The following is a 15,668-nucleotide window of genomic DNA, read 5'->3' on the forward strand; positions in this document are numbered from 1 at the left end:
CCGTCGCCACGAATGCGACCGGCAATACGTAGAGCGTTCCAAGGCGAGAGGATCAGCTACTGCACTGCAAATGTGGCGGCTGTCATGACACGACTTTCAAAACAAAGGTGAACAGAAAGGCTCCGACTGCAACGACCGAAAGCACCGAAGCAAGAAACTGAAGGCGATACACCAGCGCAACGCTGGTTTGAGTGCGATCGTCGTCCCATGCCTTGTTCAGGCAGCCGCTGAGTGTGCAGGCGATGAAGAAGCAATAGGCAGCGGCGCTGAACGGCGCCAGCGTGTAGGTCGCATCGGCTCCAAACAGCCTCTCCAGCGCTACCGACAGCGCGATCAGAGAGGTCCCCCCAACACAAGTCGAAAGGTGCGCAACGCGCCATAGCTCGGTTCTCTTCGCGTCGCCGCTGCGCTTCGTCAGGCCGTGAGGAATGCCGAGCATCGTCCCCGCGCAAAACAGTAGTGATCCAAGGAGCGGATAGAGTCCGCCCGCTGGCGTAAAGACTGCGGTATTCATGCTGTCATGGAAGGTTGTCTCGTCGGTTCGCAAACGAAGCGGGAAGCGCGCGCGATGACTCCGTCATCCTGCAAAGATGCGCATGTGACCCAGTCCCTTGGCGCAAACGATCTAAGCGCCATCTGCAGCGCAAGTCTAGGCGTCAGGCGTGCGCCCGCTCTATGAGACTTATCCGAAAATGCAGGAGAACGGTGTGCGTACCGCCATCGCGGTGCGTCGATCTCGGCCGTGGCCATCGCGCACGGGCATCGCGGCGTCTGCAGTCGATGGCAACGCGCCGGTTCTTCAGATCGTTCCTGTCGAGTTATCGCGACCTGCGTCCTCGGTCGCTGCCCTGCATCCGAGCCCGACATCCGCATCGAGCGCTGCCAGGTTGATGGCAGAGCGTTCTTTGCTTGTGAAGGAACGTAGACAGTTCTGGGCCTAGAAATGAAATGAGGACAGGGGCCTAAGCCACTGTCCTCATTCAACTTTCTATGGTCGGAGCGGCGGGATTCGAACTCGCGACCCTCTGCTCCCAAAGCAGATGCGCTACCAGGCTGCGCTACGCTCCGACAAGCCTGCGATTGTAGCCTGCCGCGCAGGCGGTTCAGCGGCGCTCGAACTGGCTCTTGCCAAAAAGGATGTCGCGCGACTTGTCGTCGGTCAGCGGCTTGCGCAGATCGGCCAGCACCTTCACGCCGCGCTGTACCGCCGGCCGGGCGTCGATGCCTTCGAACCAGTGCTTGAGCTTCGGGTAGTCGTCCAGGTCGATGCCCTGGTTCTTCCAGCTGCGCAACCACGGGAAGATGGCAATGTCGGCAATGCTGTAGTCGGCGCCGGCGATGAAGCGGCTGCGGCCAAGCTGCTTGTCGATCACGCCGTAGATGCGCCTGGCTTCGTTGGTGTAGCGGTCGATGGCGTAGGGCAGCTTCTCGGGCGCATACAGGCGGAAGTGGTGCGCCTGGCCGAGCATGGGGCCGACGCTGCCCATCTGGAACATGAGCCACTGCAGCACGGCGTAGCGCTCGCGGTCGCCGGTGGGCAGGAACTTGCCGGTCTTGCCGGCCAGGTAGACCAGGATGGCGCCGGATTCGAACAGCGAGATCGGCCGTCCGTCCGGGCCCTGCGGGTCGGTGATGGCCGGGATCTTGTTGTTCGGGCTGATTGCCAGGAAGGCCGGGTCGAACTGGTCGCCCTTGCCGATGTTGATGGGATGCGCGCGGTAAGGCAGCGCGCATTCCTCCAGCATGATGTGCACCTTGTGGCCATTGGGCGTGGGCCAGGAATAGACGTCGATGGTCGTGTCAGGCATGAATCGCTCTCTTCGTGCAAAGGACAAGAGGGCGCAGCATAGCCAGAGATGCGATTTCGTGCGCGGCGCCCCGTTGAGGCCCCGTCCGCTCAGGCCACCGCGCTCGTCCTGGCCAGGCACTGGTGGATCGACGCGACGGCGGCCGCGCCTTCGCCGATGGCGCCGCCGACACGCTTGACCGAGCCCGAACGGACGTCGCCGACGGCGAACACGCCCGGCACGCTGGTTTCCAGCGCATGCGGCACGTGCCCCTGCGGTTGCACGGCGTCGGGCAGGGCGGCGTTGCCGGTGCGCACGAAGCCGTGCGCATCCACCGCCACGCCGCAGCCTTGCAGCCACTCGGTCTCCGGTTCGGCGCCGACGAACAGGAAGATGTTGCGCGCCGCGCAGTCGTGCTCGGCGTCCAGCCGGCGGTCGAACCAGGTGGCGCCGGTCAGGCCCGTGTCCGGTTCGCCCAGCAGGCGGACGAGTTCCGTGTGCGGGTGCAGCGTGATGTTCGGCGTCGCGTCCAGCCGGTCGATCAGGTAGCGCGACATGCTGGCCGCGAGCGAAGGGCCGCGCACCAGCACATTGACCTTGGCCGCATGCTGCGACAGGAAGACCGCGGCCTGCCCGGCCGAGTTGCCGCCGCCGACCAATGCCACCTCCTGCTGCGCGCAGAGTTTGGCCTCGAGTGCCGAGGCCCAGAACCACACGCCGCGCCCCTCGAACTGCGCCAGCCGCGGCACGGCCGGGCGGCGGTAGCGCGCGCCGCTGGCGATCACCACCGTGCGCGAGCGCAGTCGCCGGCCGTCGTCGAGCGTCACCACCAGCGGCCCCCCGCTGGCGGCCGCCGCGCAGTCCATGGACTTGACCTGGGCCGGGATGAGGATTTCGGCGCCGAACTTCTGCGCCTGCACGAAGGCGCGCCCGGCCAGCGCGCCGCCGGTGATGCCGGTGGGAAAGCCCAGGTAGTTCTCGATGCGGGCGCTCGCGCCTGCCTGGCCGCCAAAGTGCCGGCAATCGAGCACGATCACCTTCAATCCTTCGGAGGCGGCGTACACGGCCGTGGCCAGGCCGGCCGGCCCGGCGCCGACCACCAGCACGTCGAACAGCTCGTCGCGCTCGCCGCAGTCGACCATGCCCAGGCAGCGCGCCAGGGCCAGCTCGCCGGGATTGACCAGGACCGAGCCGTTCGGGCAGACCACCAGCACCTTCGATTGCCCGTATTGCTCCAGCAGCGCGGCGGCATCGGGGTCGGTGCCGGCGTCGACCAGGTGATAGGGATGGCCGTTGCGGCCTAGGAAGTTCTCCAGGCGCAGGATGTCGGCGGAGCCGGGCGGGCCGATCAGCACCGGGCCGCTGGCGCCGGACTCGATGAGGGCCACGCGCCGCAGGATCAGTGCGCGCACCACGCGCTCGCCCAGGTCGGCCTCGGCGATGATCATGGCGCGCAACTGCTCGGGCGGGATCAGTAGCACCTCGACGTCCTCGTCCGCATGGCAGTCCACCAGGGAAGGGCGGCCGGACAGCTGGCCGACTTCGGCGACGAACTGGCCCGGGCCCTGTCGCACGATCGGCACCACGTGCCCCAGGCCGTCGCGCTGGGTGATCGAGACCTGGCCCGAAAGCACCACGAACATGCCCGGCGCGGCCTCGCCCGCGGTGAACAGGCACTCGCCCCGGGCATGGCGGCGCGGGCTGCCGAAGCGGCGCAGGCGTTCGACGGCTTCGGGTGCCAGGGTCGGGAACATCTGGTCGCGGCGCTTGTCGAGGTCGATCGGTTCGTTGGCCATGGGGTTCTTTCAAAAATCGGTGGCTCCCCGATGATGCGGGCGCGCGGCCGCGTCATGCAAATGCCACGCCACTGAAACGCGGGCTTCATGCCCGGCCGGGAGACTGCCGCGGCATGAGAGAACCGCGAACGTCGATCCGCCCGTTTCCCATTCACGCTGCGCACCGCGCGACCCACGGGCCGTCGCCCAGGCTGGCGCAATTTCACGAACCTCCGGCCGCGACGGTGCCGGGCCGCGCCGAAGCTGGCCAGCTGGACGTGCGTTGGGCGCGTCACCAGGACGAAGTGCGCGCCGCCCAGCGCCTGCGCCATGATGTCTTCGCCGGCGAGATGGGCGCGCGCCTGTCGACCCCGCTGGCAGGCCACGACGTCGACCTGTTCGACGACTTCTGCGAGCACCTGCTCGTGCGCGACCGGGCTTCGGGCGCCGTCGTCGGCACCTATCGGGTGCTCACGCCGGTGCAGGCGCGCCGGGTCGGCAGCACCTACAGCGACACCGAGTTCGACCTGACGCGCCTGCGCGACCTGCGCGACCGCATGGTCGAGCTGGGCCGCAGCTGCGTGCATCCGGCGCATCGCCAGGGCGGGGTGATCCTGGCCTTGTGGGGCGCTCTGGCCGACTTCATGCACCGCAACCGGCTGGACGTGATGATCGGCTGCGCCAGCATTCCGATGCGAAGCCGCGGCGGCGACGGTGCATCCACCATCTGGCGGGAACTCGCCGCCGCCCACATGGCGCCGGTGCGCTATCACGTGCAGCCAAGGTTGCCGCTGCCGCCGGCGCGTCTCGAAGGCCCGGTGCCGGCACTGGTGCGGGCCTACCTGCGCCTGGGCGCCCAGGTGCTCGGACCGCCCGCGTGGGACCCGGACTTCAACACCGCAGACCTGCCGCTGATGCTGCGCCTGCGCGATTTGCCGCCGCGCTACCGACGCCACTTCCTGGACGGTCAGGAGGGCGCCACGCGACAGGCCTGAAGGCAGCAAGGTTCATGTCACGAGACCGTCATGAATGACACGGACACTGTCATGATCCTGCAATCTTCTTCATGGAGCCTGGCGGCTCCCCAAGAAAACGTGTTCATGCCTGCCCATCCAGCCGCTCTCGGGGCGGTTGCCGCCTCGGTCGAGGCGAATCCGCTGCTGCTCGATCGCGACCACAGCATCCTGGCCTTCAACGAGCGGGTGTTCGACTGGGCGGCGCGCGCGGACGTGCCGCTGGTCGAGCGGCTGCGCTACCTGTGCATCGTGTCGTCCAACCTGGACGAGTTCTTCGAGGTGCGTGCCGCGCCGCACCTGCTGGCGCATGGTGCGGGCGACCAGAAGGGCGTCTACAGCGTGGAGTCGTTCCAGCGCCTGTCGGAGGCGGCGCACGCCCTGGTGGCGCGCCAGTACCAGCTCTACAACGACGAGCTGATGCCGACCTTCGCGCGCCACGGCATCCAGATCATTTCGCACGGCGAGCGCAATCCGGCGCAGCGCAAGTGGGTGCAGGACTACTTCGAGCGGGAGGTTCGCCCGCTGCTGATCCCGGTGGGGCTCGATCCGGCGCACCCGTTTCCGCAGGTGGCCAACAAGTCGCTCAACTTCATCGTGCGCCTGGGCGGCGTGGACGCGTTCGGCCGCGACAACCCCATTGCCATCGTCAAGCTGCCGCGCGTGGTGCCGCGCATCGTGCGCATGCCGGCCAAGGTGTCGGGCGGCAAGACGCTGTTCGTGGCCTTGTCGAGCATCGTGCGCGCACACCTGCAAAGCATGTTCCCGGGGCGCGAGGTGGGCGAGTTCTCGCAGTTCCGGGTCACCCGTCATTCCGACCTGGCGGTGGACGAGGAAGACGTCAGGAACCTGCGCACCGCGTTGCGCCAGGGGCTGGAGCATCGCCACTACGGCCGGGCCGTGCGGCTGGAGGTGTCGGCCAGCTGCGCCGAGCCGCTGTCGAACTTCCTGCTCGCGCAGTTCGACTTGCCGCCGGAGTCGCTGTTCCGCGTCCACGGGCCGGTCAACCTGTCGCGACTGACGCAGATGATCGACCTGCTCGACGAGCCGAAGCTCCTGTTCCCGCCGTACCTTCCGTCGTACCCGGTCACGCTGTCGCCCAGCCAGGGCTTCTTCGAGCGGCTGCAGCGCGGCGACGTGCTGATCCACCAGCCGTTCGAGAGCTTCGACGGCGTCCTGGCCTTCCTGCGCGAGGCGGTTCACGACCCGCAGGTGCTGGCGATCAAGCAGACCATCTACCGCACCGGCCCCGAGTCCGAGCTGATGGACCTGCTGCGCGAGGCGGTACGCCGCGGCAAGGAAGTGACCGTCGTGGTGGAGCTCAAGGCCCGCTTCGACGAAGAGGCGAACATCAACTGGGCCGAGCGGCTGGAGTCCATCGGCGCCCAGGTGCTGTACGGCGTGGTGGGGCTCAAGACGCACGCCAAGATGCTGCTCGTCACGCGGCGCGAGGGCCGGCGCCTGGTGCGCTACGGCCACTTGTCCACCGGCAACTACAACCCGCGCACCGCGCGGCTCTACACCGACATCAGCCACCTGACGGCCGATCCGCTTCTCACGGCCGACATGGAGGCCGTATTCGTGCACCTGGCCAGCCAGGTGCGCCTGCCAAAGCTGCACCGCATGTGGGTGGCGCCGTTCGACCTGCATGGCAACCTGGCGGCGCGCATCGGGCAGCTCGGCGCGGCGGCCGCGCGCGGCGAGCCTACGCGCATCGTGGCCAAGATGAACGCGCTGACGGACGAGCTGCTGATCGAGGCGCTGGTCGGCGCCGGCCAGAAGGGCGTGCGCATCGACCTGATCGTGCGCGGAGCCTGCATGCTGCCGGCGCAGGTGCCGGGGTATACCGAGAACATCCGAGTGCGCTCGGTCATCGGGCGCTTCCTGGAGCATTCGCGGGTGTTCTATTTCCGCGAGGGCGAAGACGAGTCGCTCTACCTGTCCAGCGCCGACTGGATGAACCGCAACATGATGCGCCGCGTCGAGCTGGCCTGGCCGGTCACCGACCCCGGCCTGCGCCAGCGCCTGATCGACGAATGCCTGGTGGCCTACCTGCACGATGGCCGCGACGCCTGGGACCTGGGCGCCGACGGCATCTATCGCCGCGTGCTGCAGGACACGCATGCCGGCGAGGAGGGCGCATCGCGCACGATCGAGGCCCATGGCGCCCAGAGCGCGCTGATGGGCCGCTATGCCTCGCGCGGGCTGCAGCACGTGGCGCCGCGCGCCTGAATCCCTTCATGAAACAGCAAGCATGGACCTGATTTTCTGGCGGCACGCAGAGGCCGAGGACTGGACCGAGGGTTGCGACGACATGGCGCGCGTCCTGACCCCGCGCGGCGAGAAGCAGGCCAAGCGCATGGCCGGCTGGCTCGACCGCCAGTTGCCCGACGGCGCGCGCATCCTGTGCAGCCCGGCGCGCCGGTGCGAGCAGACCGTGCTGTCCCTGGGGCGCAAGTACAAGCTGCGCAACGAGCTCGCCCCCGACACGACGACGGACGCGTTGCTCGCCGCTACCGGCTGGCCGAATGGCAAGGCGGTGGTGCTGGTGGTGGGCCACCAGCCGGCGCTCGGCCAGGCGATCTCGTTGCTGCTGGGCTTGCGCCAGGACAGCTGCCCGGTGCGCAAGGGCTCGCTGTGGTGGCTGCGCACGCGCGAGCGCGACGGCGACAGCCAGAGCGTGGTGCTGACGGTGCAGTCGCCCGAACTGCTCTGATTCCCGTCAGCAGCCGGTCAGGCGCATGCGCCATCCGGCGCGCTGCCAGGCCACGGCTTCCTCGCGCAGGAGGTGGGCCGACTGCGGATAGCACTCGGCCCAGCCTTCCTTGGCGTCGACGCGCAACTCGCGCTCGCCGGCCACCGCCACCCGCAGTGCGCCGCTTTCCGGCGTGCGCCGGGCATGGCACAGCAGCACCGCCAGCCGCAAGGCGGCCAGCTGCAGCGCGAAGGTGTTCTCCTGCAGCGCCGCCTCGACCTTGCGCAGCTTGCCGTGGTGGCCGAGCACCAGCTGGCTGAGCGTGTGCATCTCGCTCACGTCGAAGCCGGCGGCATCGGTGTTGTCCAGGATGTAGGCGCCGTGCTTGTGGTATTCGCTGTGCGAGATCTGCGTGCCGACCTCGTGCAGCTGGGCGGCCCAGCGCAGCTTGCGCAGGGCGCGGCCCGGGCGCGTCGTGGTGCCGGCGGCGCGCGCTGCGGGCACGAGCTGCACGAACAGCTCGCTGGCGACATCCGCCACGCGCTGGGCCTGTGCCGGCTCGGTGCCGAAGCGCGACGCCAGCCGCAGCACGGTGGCCGAGCGCATGTCGGCCACGGTGTCGTCGCGCGACAGCAGCTCGTACAGCACGCCATGGCGCAGCGCCCCCTGTGCCACGTGCATCTGTTCGATGTCCAGCAGGTCGAACACGGCGCGCAGCACCGCCAGGCCGCCGCCGACGACCGGCTTGCGGTCGTCGCGCAGGCCGTCCAGGCGCACCTTCTCGGCGCTGCCGGCACGCACCAGGCGGTCCACCAGCCAGTCCATGCCTTCGCGCGTGACCAGGCCCGGCGTGCCGCCCGCCGCCTCGAGCACGTCGCCGACCGCGCCGATGGTGCCGGAGGCGCCGTAGGCGACGTCCCAGCGGTCTCGGGTGTAGCGGCCCAAGGCGTCGTCGAGCACGGCCTTGGCGGCGATCTCCGCCTTGCGGAACGCCTGGGTCGTGAACTGCCCCTCGGAGAAGTGCTTCATCGACCAGGCGACGCTGCCGACCCGGTAGGACTCGGTCTGCTCGGCCTCCAGTGCCTGGCCCAGGATCATCTCGGTCGAGCGCCCACCGATGTCGACCACCAGCCGGCGCTCGGCGTCCGATCGCTCGTTGTGCGGCAGCATGTGGGCCACGCCCTGGTAGATCAGCCGGGCCTCTTCGCGGCCGGGGATCACGTCGATGCCGAACCCGAGGGCCGTGCGCGCCCGCAAGAGGAATTCGTCGCGGTTGCGGGCCTCGCGCAGTGTCTGGGTTGCGACAGCGCGAACCTGCGAACCCTTGAAACCGGACAAGCGCTCCCCGAAACGGGCCAGTGCCTCCCAGCCGCGCTGCATGGCTTCGGGCGTGAGATTGCGCTGGCTGTCGAGTCCATTGCCCAGGCGCACCGTCTCCTTGAGGTATTCGCTGCGATGGATCTGGCCATGGTCGACCCGCCCGATCTCGAGGCGGAAGCTGTTGGAGCCGAGATCGACCGCGGCCAGGCGGGTGCCGTCTTGCATAAGGGGGAAATGTGTTTCTGGTACTGCCCTGGATGGTAGCGACAGCGGCGCCGCCCATATGACGGCTCCATGACAGGTCATGAAACAGAAGGTCAGCGGAGCGTCTTTCCCCTCTGGGGCGCGTGTCACAACGATGTCATATAGGCCTCCTACAGTGCGCAGCAACCCCGCCGAGGCGGGTATTGACCGACCCTCAAGGAAAGCCAACAGATATGACCAAGTTCTCGATCGTCGCTGCTTCCGGCCTGCTGGCCCTGGCCGCCGCCCATGCACCGGCATTCGCCCAGTCCGTGACCGGCGCAGGCGCCAGCTTCCCGGCGCCGCTCTACGCCAAGTGGGCTGCCGAGTACAACAAGGCCACCGGCGTGAAGATCAACTACCAGTCGGTGGGCTCGGGCGCCGGCATCAAGCAGATCGACGCCAAGACGGTGGACTTCGGCGCCTCCGACATGCCGCTCAAGGACGACGACCTGAAGTCCAAGGGCCTGCTGCAGTTCCCCACGGTGATCGGCGGCGTGGTGCCGGTGGTCAACATCGAAGGCATCAAGCCCGGCGAGCTCAAGCTCGACGGCCAGGTGCTGGGCGACATCTACCTGGGCAAGATCACCAAGTGGGACGACCCGGCCATCAAGGCGCTGAACGGCTCGCTCAAGCTGCCGGATGCCGCCATCGCCCCGGTGCGTCGCGCCGACGGCTCGGGCACCACCTTCCTGTTCACCAACTACCTGTCCAAGGTCAATGCCGACTGGAAGGCCAAGGTGGGTGACGGCACGGCGGTCAACTGGCCCACGGGCGCCGGCGGCAAGGGCAACGAGGGCGTGGCCGCCTTCGTGGGCCGCCTGCCGAACTCGATCGGCTATGTCGAGTACGCCTACGTCAAGCAGAACAAGATGGTCTACGCCCAGCTCAAGAACGCCGACGGCGCCTTCGTGTCGCCCGACGACAAGGCCTTCAAGGCCGCCGCCGCCGGCGCCAAGTGGGACGAAACCTTCTACCAGGTGCTGACCAACCCGGCCGGCAAGGACGCCTGGCCGATCACCGGTGCCACCTTCATCCTGATGCACACCAAGCAGGACAAGCCGGAGCAGGCCGCCGCCGTCATGAAGTTCTTCGACTGGGCCTACAAGAACGGCGACAAGACCGCCGAGGAACTCGACTACGTTCCGATGCCCTCGTCGGTGAAGACCGCCATCACCGAGGAATGGCTGGACGTGAAGGACGGCGCCGGCAAGGCGGTCTCCTTCAAGTAAGCCACCAGCGGCGCGCGCGAAGGCGGCATCCATGCCGCCGCGGCGCGCGCCGTCCACGGAGCACACAGTGTCAACCACTTACCCAGCCAACTCCACGGGCACGATCGATCTTGGCGTCGACCGTGCCCGTTCCACGTCCGCCAGCCCGTCGCCGATCAAGCGCGCCCGTTCGGGTCCGCTGGCGGATCGCCTGTTCGCGTGGGCCGCGCGCGGCGCCGCCTGGCTGACGCTGGCGCTTCTGATCGGCATCCTGGTTTCGCTGGTGATCGGCGCATGGCCGGCCATCACGAAGTACGGGCTGGGCTTCCTCACCAGCACGGTCTGGGACCCAGTGCAGGAAGAGTTCGGCGGCCTGGTGATGATCTACGGCACGCTGGCCACGTCGATCATCGCGCTCGTGATCGCGGTACCGGTCAGCTTCGGCATTGCGCTGTTCCTGACGGAGCTGTCTCCGGCGTGGCTCAAGCGCCCGCTGGGCACGGCCATCGAACTGCTGGCGGCGGTGCCGTCGATCGTCTACGGCATGTGGGGCCTGCTGGTGTTCGGCCCGGTGCTGTCGACCTGGGTGCAGCAGCCCCTGCAGAAGCTGCTCGCCGGCGTGCCGTACCTCGGCGCGCTCGTGGCGGGACCGCCCGTGGGCATCGGCATCCTGTCGGCCGGGATCATCCTGGCCATCATGATCATTCCCTTCATCGCCGCGGTCATGCGCGACGTGTTCGAGGTCACTCCGGCGCTGCTCAAGGAATCGGCCTATGGCCTCGGTTCCACCACCTGGGAGGTGGTCTCCAAGGTGGTGCTGCCCTACACAAAGGCCGGCGTCATCGGCGGCATCATGCTCGGGCTGGGGCGCGCGCTCGGCGAGACCATGGCCGTGACTTTCGTCATCGGCAACATGAACCAGCTCGATTCGCTGTCGTTGTTCCAGGCGGCCAACAGCATCACGTCCGCATTGGCCAACGAGTTCGCCGAAGCCGGCGCCGGTCTGCACCAGGCGGCACTGATGTACCTGGGACTGGTACTGTTTTTCATCACCTTCGTCGTGCTGACGCTGTCCAAGCTGCTGCTGGCGCGCATGAAGAAAAGCGAAGGAGCCAAGTCGTGAGCCCCGACAGCACCGCCGCCAAGCTGCTGGCAGCGCGCGACCTGGCCGAGCGCCGGCAGGTGCGCTTCGCCTCGCGCAAGCGGGTCAACACCATCGCCCTGGGCCTGTCGCTGGCCGCCATGGCTTTCGGCGTGTTCTGGCTGATCTGGATCCTGTGGGAGACGCTGCGGCTCGGGCTCGGTGGCCTGTCGCTGGCGATCTTCACCGAGATGACACCGCCGCCCAACGAGGCCGGCGGCATCGCCAACGCCATCTTCGGATCGCTGGTGATGGTGCTCATGGCCACCTTCGTCGGCACGCCCATCGGCATCCTCGCCGGCATCTACCTGGCCGAGTACAACCCGACCGGTACGCTGTCGAAGGTGACGCGCTTCGTCAACGACATCTTGCTGTCGGCGCCCTCGATCGTCATCGGCCTGTTCGTCTACGCGATCGTGGTGGCGCGGTTTCGCAGCTTCTCGGGCATCGCGGGCGCCGTGTCGCTGGCCCTGATCGTCATTCCGGTGGTGATCCGCACCACCGAGAACATGCTGCAACTGGTGCCGCCGGGCCTGCGCGAGGCCGCCTACGCGCTGGGCGCGCCCAAGTGGAAAGTGATCACGGCGATCACGCTGCGGGCGGCGCGGGCCGGCGTCGTCACCGGCATCCTGCTGGCCGTCGCGCGCATCGCCGGCGAGACGGCGCCGCTGCTGTTCACGGCGTTGAACAACCAGTTCTGGACGGCCGACGTCACCCAGCCGATGGCCAGCCTGCCCGTGACCATCTTCAAGTTCGCGATGAGCCCGTACGAGAACTGGCAGCAGCTGGCGTGGGCCGGCGTGTTCCTCATCACCGTCGCCGTGCTCGCCCTCAACATCCTCGCGCGCGTGCTCACGCGCGCCAAGAACTGACCGACAAGAAAATGACCGCTACCGCCGCCATTGCCGAACGCGCCAAGATCTCGGTGCGAGACCTGAACTTCTACTACGGCAAGTACCACGCGCTCAAGGGCATCAACCTCGAGATTCCGCAGAACAAGGTCACGGCCTTCATCGGCCCGTCCGGGTGTGGCAAGTCGACGTTGCTGCGCACCTTCAACCGGATGTTCGAGCTCTACCCGGAGCAGCGCGCCGAGGGCATCATCGAGCTCGACGGCGAGAACCTGCTCACGTCCAGGCAGGACGTCGCGCTGATCCGCGCCAAGGTGGGCATGGTGTTCCAGAAGCCGACGCCGTTCCCGATGTCGATCTACGACAACATCGCCTTCGGCGTGCGCCTGTTCGAGGACCTGAGCAGTTCCGACATGGACGACCGCGTCGAGTGGGCGCTGCGCAAGGCGGCCCTGTGGACGGAGGTGCGCGACAAGCTGCACCAGAGCGGCTCCGGCCTGTCCGGCGGCCAGCAGCAGCGGCTGTGCATCGCGCGCGGCATCGCCATCAAGCCCGAGGTGCTGCTGCTCGACGAGCCGTGCTCGGCGCTGGACCCGATCTCGACCGCCAAGATCGAGGAACTGATTGCCGAGCTCAAGAGCGAATACACGGTGGTGATCGTCACCCACAACATGCAGCAGGCGGCCCGCTGCAGCGACTACACGGCGTACATGTACCTGGGCGACCTCATCGAGTTCGGCGCCACCGAGCAGATGTTCTTCAAGCCCAGGCGCAAGGAGACCGAGGACTACATCACCGGCCGGTTCGGCTGATCGGCACGGCAACCAGGGGAATCCCATGACAGAAAAGCACCTTTCCAGCCAGTTCGACAGCGAGCTGAACGGCGTCTCGTCGCGCGTGATGGAACTCGGCGGCATGGTCGAGTCGCAGATCCACCAGGCGATCTACTCGCTGGCCAACTTCGATGCCGAGTCGGCCGCGCGCGTGGTCGCCGTCGAGCAGCGCGTGAATGCGCTGGAAATCGAGATCGACCGCGAGCTGTCGTCGATCATCGCGCGGCGCCAGCCGACCGCGCGCGACCTGCGCCTGCTGATCGCCATCTCCAAGACCACGGCCAATCTCGAGCGCGTGGGCGACGAGGCGCACAAGATGGCGCGCATGGTCATGTCGATCATCGAGAGCGGCTCGGCACGCCAGCTGCCGGCCAACGAGCTGCGCGTGGCGGCCGACCTGGCCGCCGGACTGCTGCGCAAGGCATTGGACGCCTTCGCCCGGCTGGACGTGCAGGCGGCGGTGTCGATCCTCAAGGACGACGACCTGATCGACAACGAGTTCGACGGCTTCGTGCGCAAGCTGGTCACCTACATGATGGAAGACCCGCGCACCATTTCGCCCAGCCTCGACCTGCTGTTCCTGGCCAAGGCCATCGAGCGCATCGGCGACCATGCCAAGAACATTGCCGAGTTCATCATCTACATCGTCAAGGGTGCCGATGTGCGGCACACTTCGGTGGCCGAAGTCGAATCCGCAGTTCAATGAAGAAACCACGCGTCCTGATCGTCGAAGACGAGTCATCGATCGCCGAACTGATCGCGGTCAACCTGCGCCACAACGGCTTCGACCCGCTCTGGTCGGAAGACGGCGAGTCCGCGCAGCGCGAGATCGACACCGCGGTACCGGACCTGATCCTGCTCGACTGGATGCTGCCCGGGCAGAGCGGCCTGGCCCTGGCGCGGCAGTGGCGCAAGGACAGCCGGACCCGCGCCGTGCCGATCCTCATGCTCACCGCCCGCGGCGACGAGCCGGACAAGATCGCCGGCCTCGACGCCGGTGCCGACGACTACATCACCAAGCCGTTCTCCACCCAGGAGATGCTGGCGCGCATCCGCGCCGTGCTGCGCCGCCGTGCGCCCGAGACCGCCGTGGAGCGGGTCGAGGTGGGCGACCTGGTGCTCGACGCGGCCACCCACCGCGTGACCTGGCAGGGCGGCCCGCTGAAGGTCGGCCCGACCGAATTCAAGCTGCTGTCGTACCTGATGCGACATGCCGAGCGCGTGCACAGCCGCTCGCAGCTGCTCGACAAGGTGTGGGGCGACCATGTCTACATCGAGGAGCGCACGGTCGACGTGCACGTCAAGCGCCTGCGCGAATCCCTCGGGGCCGCCGCGCCGATGGTGGAGACGGTGCGCGGCGCGGGCTACCGCCTGACCGCCCAGGTCACCGCCTGATGGGCGCACCGTGCCTGCACGCCGCGGGATGCGCCCGCGGCGGGCGCGGATAATCCGCCGCCATGCCGTTCCGGATCAGTACCTTCCTTGCCGCCTCGGCGGCGGGCGGCATCCTCGGATTCGCCGTGTTCGGGGCCAGGGCGCTGTGGTTCGGCGCCTGGCTGGGCGCGTTGCTGTGGTTCGGGCTCGACATCTGGCGCGCCCGGCGCCTGCTGAGCGCGCTGCGCCATGATGTCGGCAGCCTGCCCACGCGCGCCGGCGGCATGTGGGGCGAGATGGCCGAGCGCATCCGCAAGCACCTGCGCGAGCGCGACATCCAGACCCGCCAGGCGCAAGACCGGCTGCAGGAGTTCCTGGCCGCCATCCAGGCCTCGCCCAACGGCGTCGTCCTGATCGACGAGCAGGGCCGGATCGAATGGACCAACGAGACGGCGGCGCAGCAGCTGGGCATCGACACCGAGCGCGACGTGCTCCAGCACCTGTCGAACCTGGTGCGCGACCCGGCATTCGTCGCCTACCTCGCGTCCTGGAACTACAGCCGAGACGTGACCATCGATGCACCGAGCCTGCGCCAGGGCCGCTCCGGCCAGCCCGTGCGGCTGTCGATGCAGATCCACCCCTACGCCGGCAACCGCCGCATGCTGCTCACGCGCGACGTCACGGCGCTGGAGCAGGCCGAGACCATGCGCCGCGACTTCGTGGCCAACGTCTCGCACGAGATCCGGACGCCGTTGACGGTGCTGGTCGGCTTCGTCGAGACCCTGCAGAACCTGCCGCTGGACGCGGACGAGCGCAGCCGCTACCTGCGCCTGATGGCGCAGCAGGCCCACCGCATGCAGACGCTGGTCAACGACCTGCTGACGCTGTCGCGGCTCGAGGGCAACGCCCCGCCGCCAGCCAGCCAGTGGACCGCCGTGCGGGCGCTGCTGGCCCACTGCGAGGAAGAGGGGCGCGCATTGTCCAGGCAGTTGAACGCGCAGGGGCACGTCCTGTCGTTCGTGCTCGAGGCGGACTGCGAGATTTCCGGGGCCCCGGTGGAGCTGCAAAGCGCCATGTCCAATCTGGTCAGCAACGCGATCCGCTACACGCCCGGCGGTGGCGAGGTGGCCGTGCACTGGCGCCAGCTGAGCGATGGACGCGGCGAGTTCTCGGTGCGCGACAGCGGCCCGGGGATCGCCGCCGAACATATTCCGCGGCTGACCGAGCGGTTCTACCGGATCGACCGCAGCCGCTCGCGCGAGACCGGCGGCACCGGCCTGGGCCTGGCGATCGTCAAGCACGTGGCGCAGCGCCACGGCGGCGAGCTGCGCGTCGAGAGCACGCCGGGGCAGGGCTCGCGATTCGCGCTGGTGCTGCCGCGCGCACGGGTGCGCCCGCTGCCGGCGCCCGGACCGCGCGCCTGAC

14 protein-coding genes and 1 tRNA gene are annotated in these 15,668 nt (G+C 68.2%); 10 read left to right on the plus strand and 5 right to left on the minus strand.

The window, feature by feature from the left end; genetic code table 11:
• Positions 1-82 precede the first annotated feature (82 nt).
• From VES41_RS20460 to VES41_RS20475, 4 genes are all read right to left on the minus strand, one after another.
• Positions 83-514: a hypothetical protein gene (locus VES41_RS20460; protein ID WP_324820843.1), complete on the minus strand. Its 432-nt coding sequence runs from the start codon at positions 512-514 to the stop codon at positions 83-85.
• Between the two features lie 477 nt (positions 515-991).
• Positions 992-1,068 (minus strand) — tRNA-Pro (locus VES41_RS20465).
• 35 nt (positions 1,069-1,103) lie between these two features.
• Positions 1,104-1,808: a glutathione S-transferase C-terminal domain-containing protein gene (locus tag VES41_RS20470; RefSeq protein ID WP_324820845.1), complete on the minus strand. Its 705-nt coding sequence runs from the start codon at positions 1,806-1,808 to the stop codon at positions 1,104-1,106.
• 89 nt (positions 1,809-1,897) lie between these two features.
• Positions 1,898-3,583 (minus strand): FAD-dependent oxidoreductase, encoded by a 1,686-nt coding sequence (locus VES41_RS20475; RefSeq protein ID WP_324820847.1) that lies wholly within the window; start codon positions 3,581-3,583, stop codon positions 1,898-1,900.
• 113 nt (positions 3,584-3,696) lie between these two features.
• Between VES41_RS20475 and VES41_RS20480 the strand changes: the two genes are divergently transcribed.
• The 3 genes from VES41_RS20480 (at position 3,697) to VES41_RS20490 (ending at position 7,291) form a co-directional block, all read left to right on the plus strand.
• Positions 3,697-4,557, plus strand: coding sequence for a GNAT family N-acetyltransferase (locus VES41_RS20480; RefSeq protein WP_324820850.1), 861 nt, complete (start codon positions 3,697-3,699; stop codon positions 4,555-4,557).
• A gap of 105 nt (positions 4,558-4,662) precedes the next feature.
• The gene (gene ppk1, locus VES41_RS20485; RefSeq protein WP_324820853.1) at positions 4,663-6,807 is read left to right on the plus strand and encodes a polyphosphate kinase 1; all 2,145 of its coding nucleotides are present in this window, start codon (positions 4,663-4,665) and stop codon (positions 6,805-6,807) included.
• 22 nt (positions 6,808-6,829) lie between these two features.
• On the plus strand, positions 6,830-7,291 hold the full coding sequence (locus VES41_RS20490; protein ID WP_324820855.1) for a SixA phosphatase family protein: 462 nt from the start codon (positions 6,830-6,832) through the stop codon (positions 7,289-7,291).
• A 6-nt stretch (positions 7,292-7,297) separates the two neighbouring features.
• On the opposite strand, the gene VES41_RS20495 is transcribed toward VES41_RS20490, so the two are convergent.
• Positions 7,298-8,815 carry a Ppx/GppA phosphatase family protein gene (locus VES41_RS20495; RefSeq protein ID WP_324820857.1) on the minus strand — a complete coding sequence of 506 codons (1,518 nt, stop codon included), beginning with the start codon at positions 8,813-8,815 and terminating at the stop codon, positions 7,298-7,300.
• Between the two features lie 212 nt (positions 8,816-9,027).
• Between VES41_RS20495 and pstS the strand changes: the two genes are divergently transcribed.
• The 7 genes from pstS to phoR all read left to right on the plus strand — a co-directional run bounded on the left by pstS (position 9,028) and on the right by phoR (position 15,667).
• Positions 9,028-10,065: a phosphate ABC transporter substrate-binding protein PstS gene (gene pstS, locus VES41_RS20500; RefSeq protein ID WP_324820859.1), complete on the plus strand. Its 1,038-nt coding sequence runs from the start codon at positions 9,028-9,030 to the stop codon at positions 10,063-10,065.
• Between the two features lie 31 nt (positions 10,066-10,096).
• On the plus strand, positions 10,097-11,167 hold the full coding sequence (gene pstC, locus VES41_RS20505; RefSeq protein ID WP_324820862.1) for a phosphate ABC transporter permease subunit PstC: 1,071 nt from the start codon (positions 10,097-10,099) through the stop codon (positions 11,165-11,167).
• Complete coding sequence (gene pstA / locus VES41_RS20510) at positions 11,164-12,057, plus strand: phosphate ABC transporter permease PstA (RefSeq protein WP_324820865.1); 894 nt, start codon at positions 11,164-11,166, stop codon at positions 12,055-12,057. Before pstC ends, pstA begins: the two co-directional genes overlap by 4 nt.
• 11 nt (positions 12,058-12,068) lie before the next feature.
• Positions 12,069-12,848, plus strand: a complete 780-nt coding sequence (pstB, locus tag VES41_RS20515; protein WP_324820867.1) for a phosphate ABC transporter ATP-binding protein PstB — start codon at positions 12,069-12,071, stop codon at positions 12,846-12,848.
• 25 nt (positions 12,849-12,873) lie between these two features.
• Entirely contained in the window at positions 12,874-13,575 is a 702-nt protein-coding gene (gene phoU, locus VES41_RS20520; protein WP_324820869.1) for a phosphate signaling complex protein PhoU, read from the plus strand.
• Positions 13,572-14,264 carry a phosphate regulon transcriptional regulator PhoB gene (gene phoB, locus VES41_RS20525; protein ID WP_324820872.1) on the plus strand — a complete coding sequence of 231 codons (693 nt, stop codon included), beginning with the start codon at positions 13,572-13,574 and terminating at the stop codon, positions 14,262-14,264. Before phoU ends, phoB begins: the two co-directional genes overlap by 4 nt.
• 62 nt (positions 14,265-14,326) lie before the next feature.
• Positions 14,327-15,667 carry a phosphate regulon sensor histidine kinase PhoR gene (phoR, locus tag VES41_RS20530; RefSeq protein ID WP_324820874.1) on the plus strand — a complete coding sequence of 447 codons (1,341 nt, stop codon included), beginning with the start codon at positions 14,327-14,329 and terminating at the stop codon, positions 15,665-15,667.
• Position 15,668 lies beyond the last annotated feature (1 nt).

The organism is Variovorax sp., from assembly GCF_035634955.1.
Lineage (GTDB): Bacteria > Pseudomonadota > Gammaproteobacteria > Burkholderiales > Burkholderiaceae_C > Variovorax.

Excerpts from the sequence above, each read along its gene's own strand:
- VES41_RS20460 (WP_324820843.1), bottom strand. The coding sequence starts at position 514 with ATGAATACCGCAGTCTTTACGCCAGCGGGCGGACTCTATCCGCTCCTT.
- VES41_RS20470 (WP_324820845.1), bottom strand. The coding sequence starts at position 1,808 with ATGCCTGACACGACCATCGACGTCTATTCCTGGCCCACGCCCAATGGC.
- VES41_RS20475 (WP_324820847.1), bottom strand. The coding sequence starts at position 3,583 with ATGGCCAACGAACCGATCGACCTCGACAAGCGCCGCGACCAGATGTTC.
- VES41_RS20480 (WP_324820850.1), top strand. The coding sequence starts at position 3,697 with ATGAGAGAACCGCGAACGTCGATCCGCCCGTTTCCCATTCACGCTGCG.
- ppk1 (WP_324820853.1), top strand. The coding sequence starts at position 4,663 with ATGCCTGCCCATCCAGCCGCTCTCGGGGCGGTTGCCGCCTCGGTCGAG.
- VES41_RS20490 (WP_324820855.1), top strand. The coding sequence starts at position 6,830 with ATGGACCTGATTTTCTGGCGGCACGCAGAGGCCGAGGACTGGACCGAG.
- VES41_RS20495 (WP_324820857.1), bottom strand. The coding sequence starts at position 8,815 with ATGCAAGACGGCACCCGCCTGGCCGCGGTCGATCTCGGCTCCAACAGC.
- pstS (WP_324820859.1), top strand. The coding sequence starts at position 9,028 with ATGACCAAGTTCTCGATCGTCGCTGCTTCCGGCCTGCTGGCCCTGGCC.
- pstC (WP_324820862.1), top strand. The coding sequence starts at position 10,097 with ATGCCGCCGCGGCGCGCGCCGTCCACGGAGCACACAGTGTCAACCACT.
- pstB (WP_324820867.1), top strand. The coding sequence starts at position 12,069 with ATGACCGCTACCGCCGCCATTGCCGAACGCGCCAAGATCTCGGTGCGA.
- phoU (WP_324820869.1), top strand. The coding sequence starts at position 12,874 with ATGACAGAAAAGCACCTTTCCAGCCAGTTCGACAGCGAGCTGAACGGC.
- phoB (WP_324820872.1), top strand. The coding sequence starts at position 13,572 with ATGAAGAAACCACGCGTCCTGATCGTCGAAGACGAGTCATCGATCGCC.
- phoR (WP_324820874.1), top strand. The coding sequence starts at position 14,327 with ATGCCGTTCCGGATCAGTACCTTCCTTGCCGCCTCGGCGGCGGGCGGC.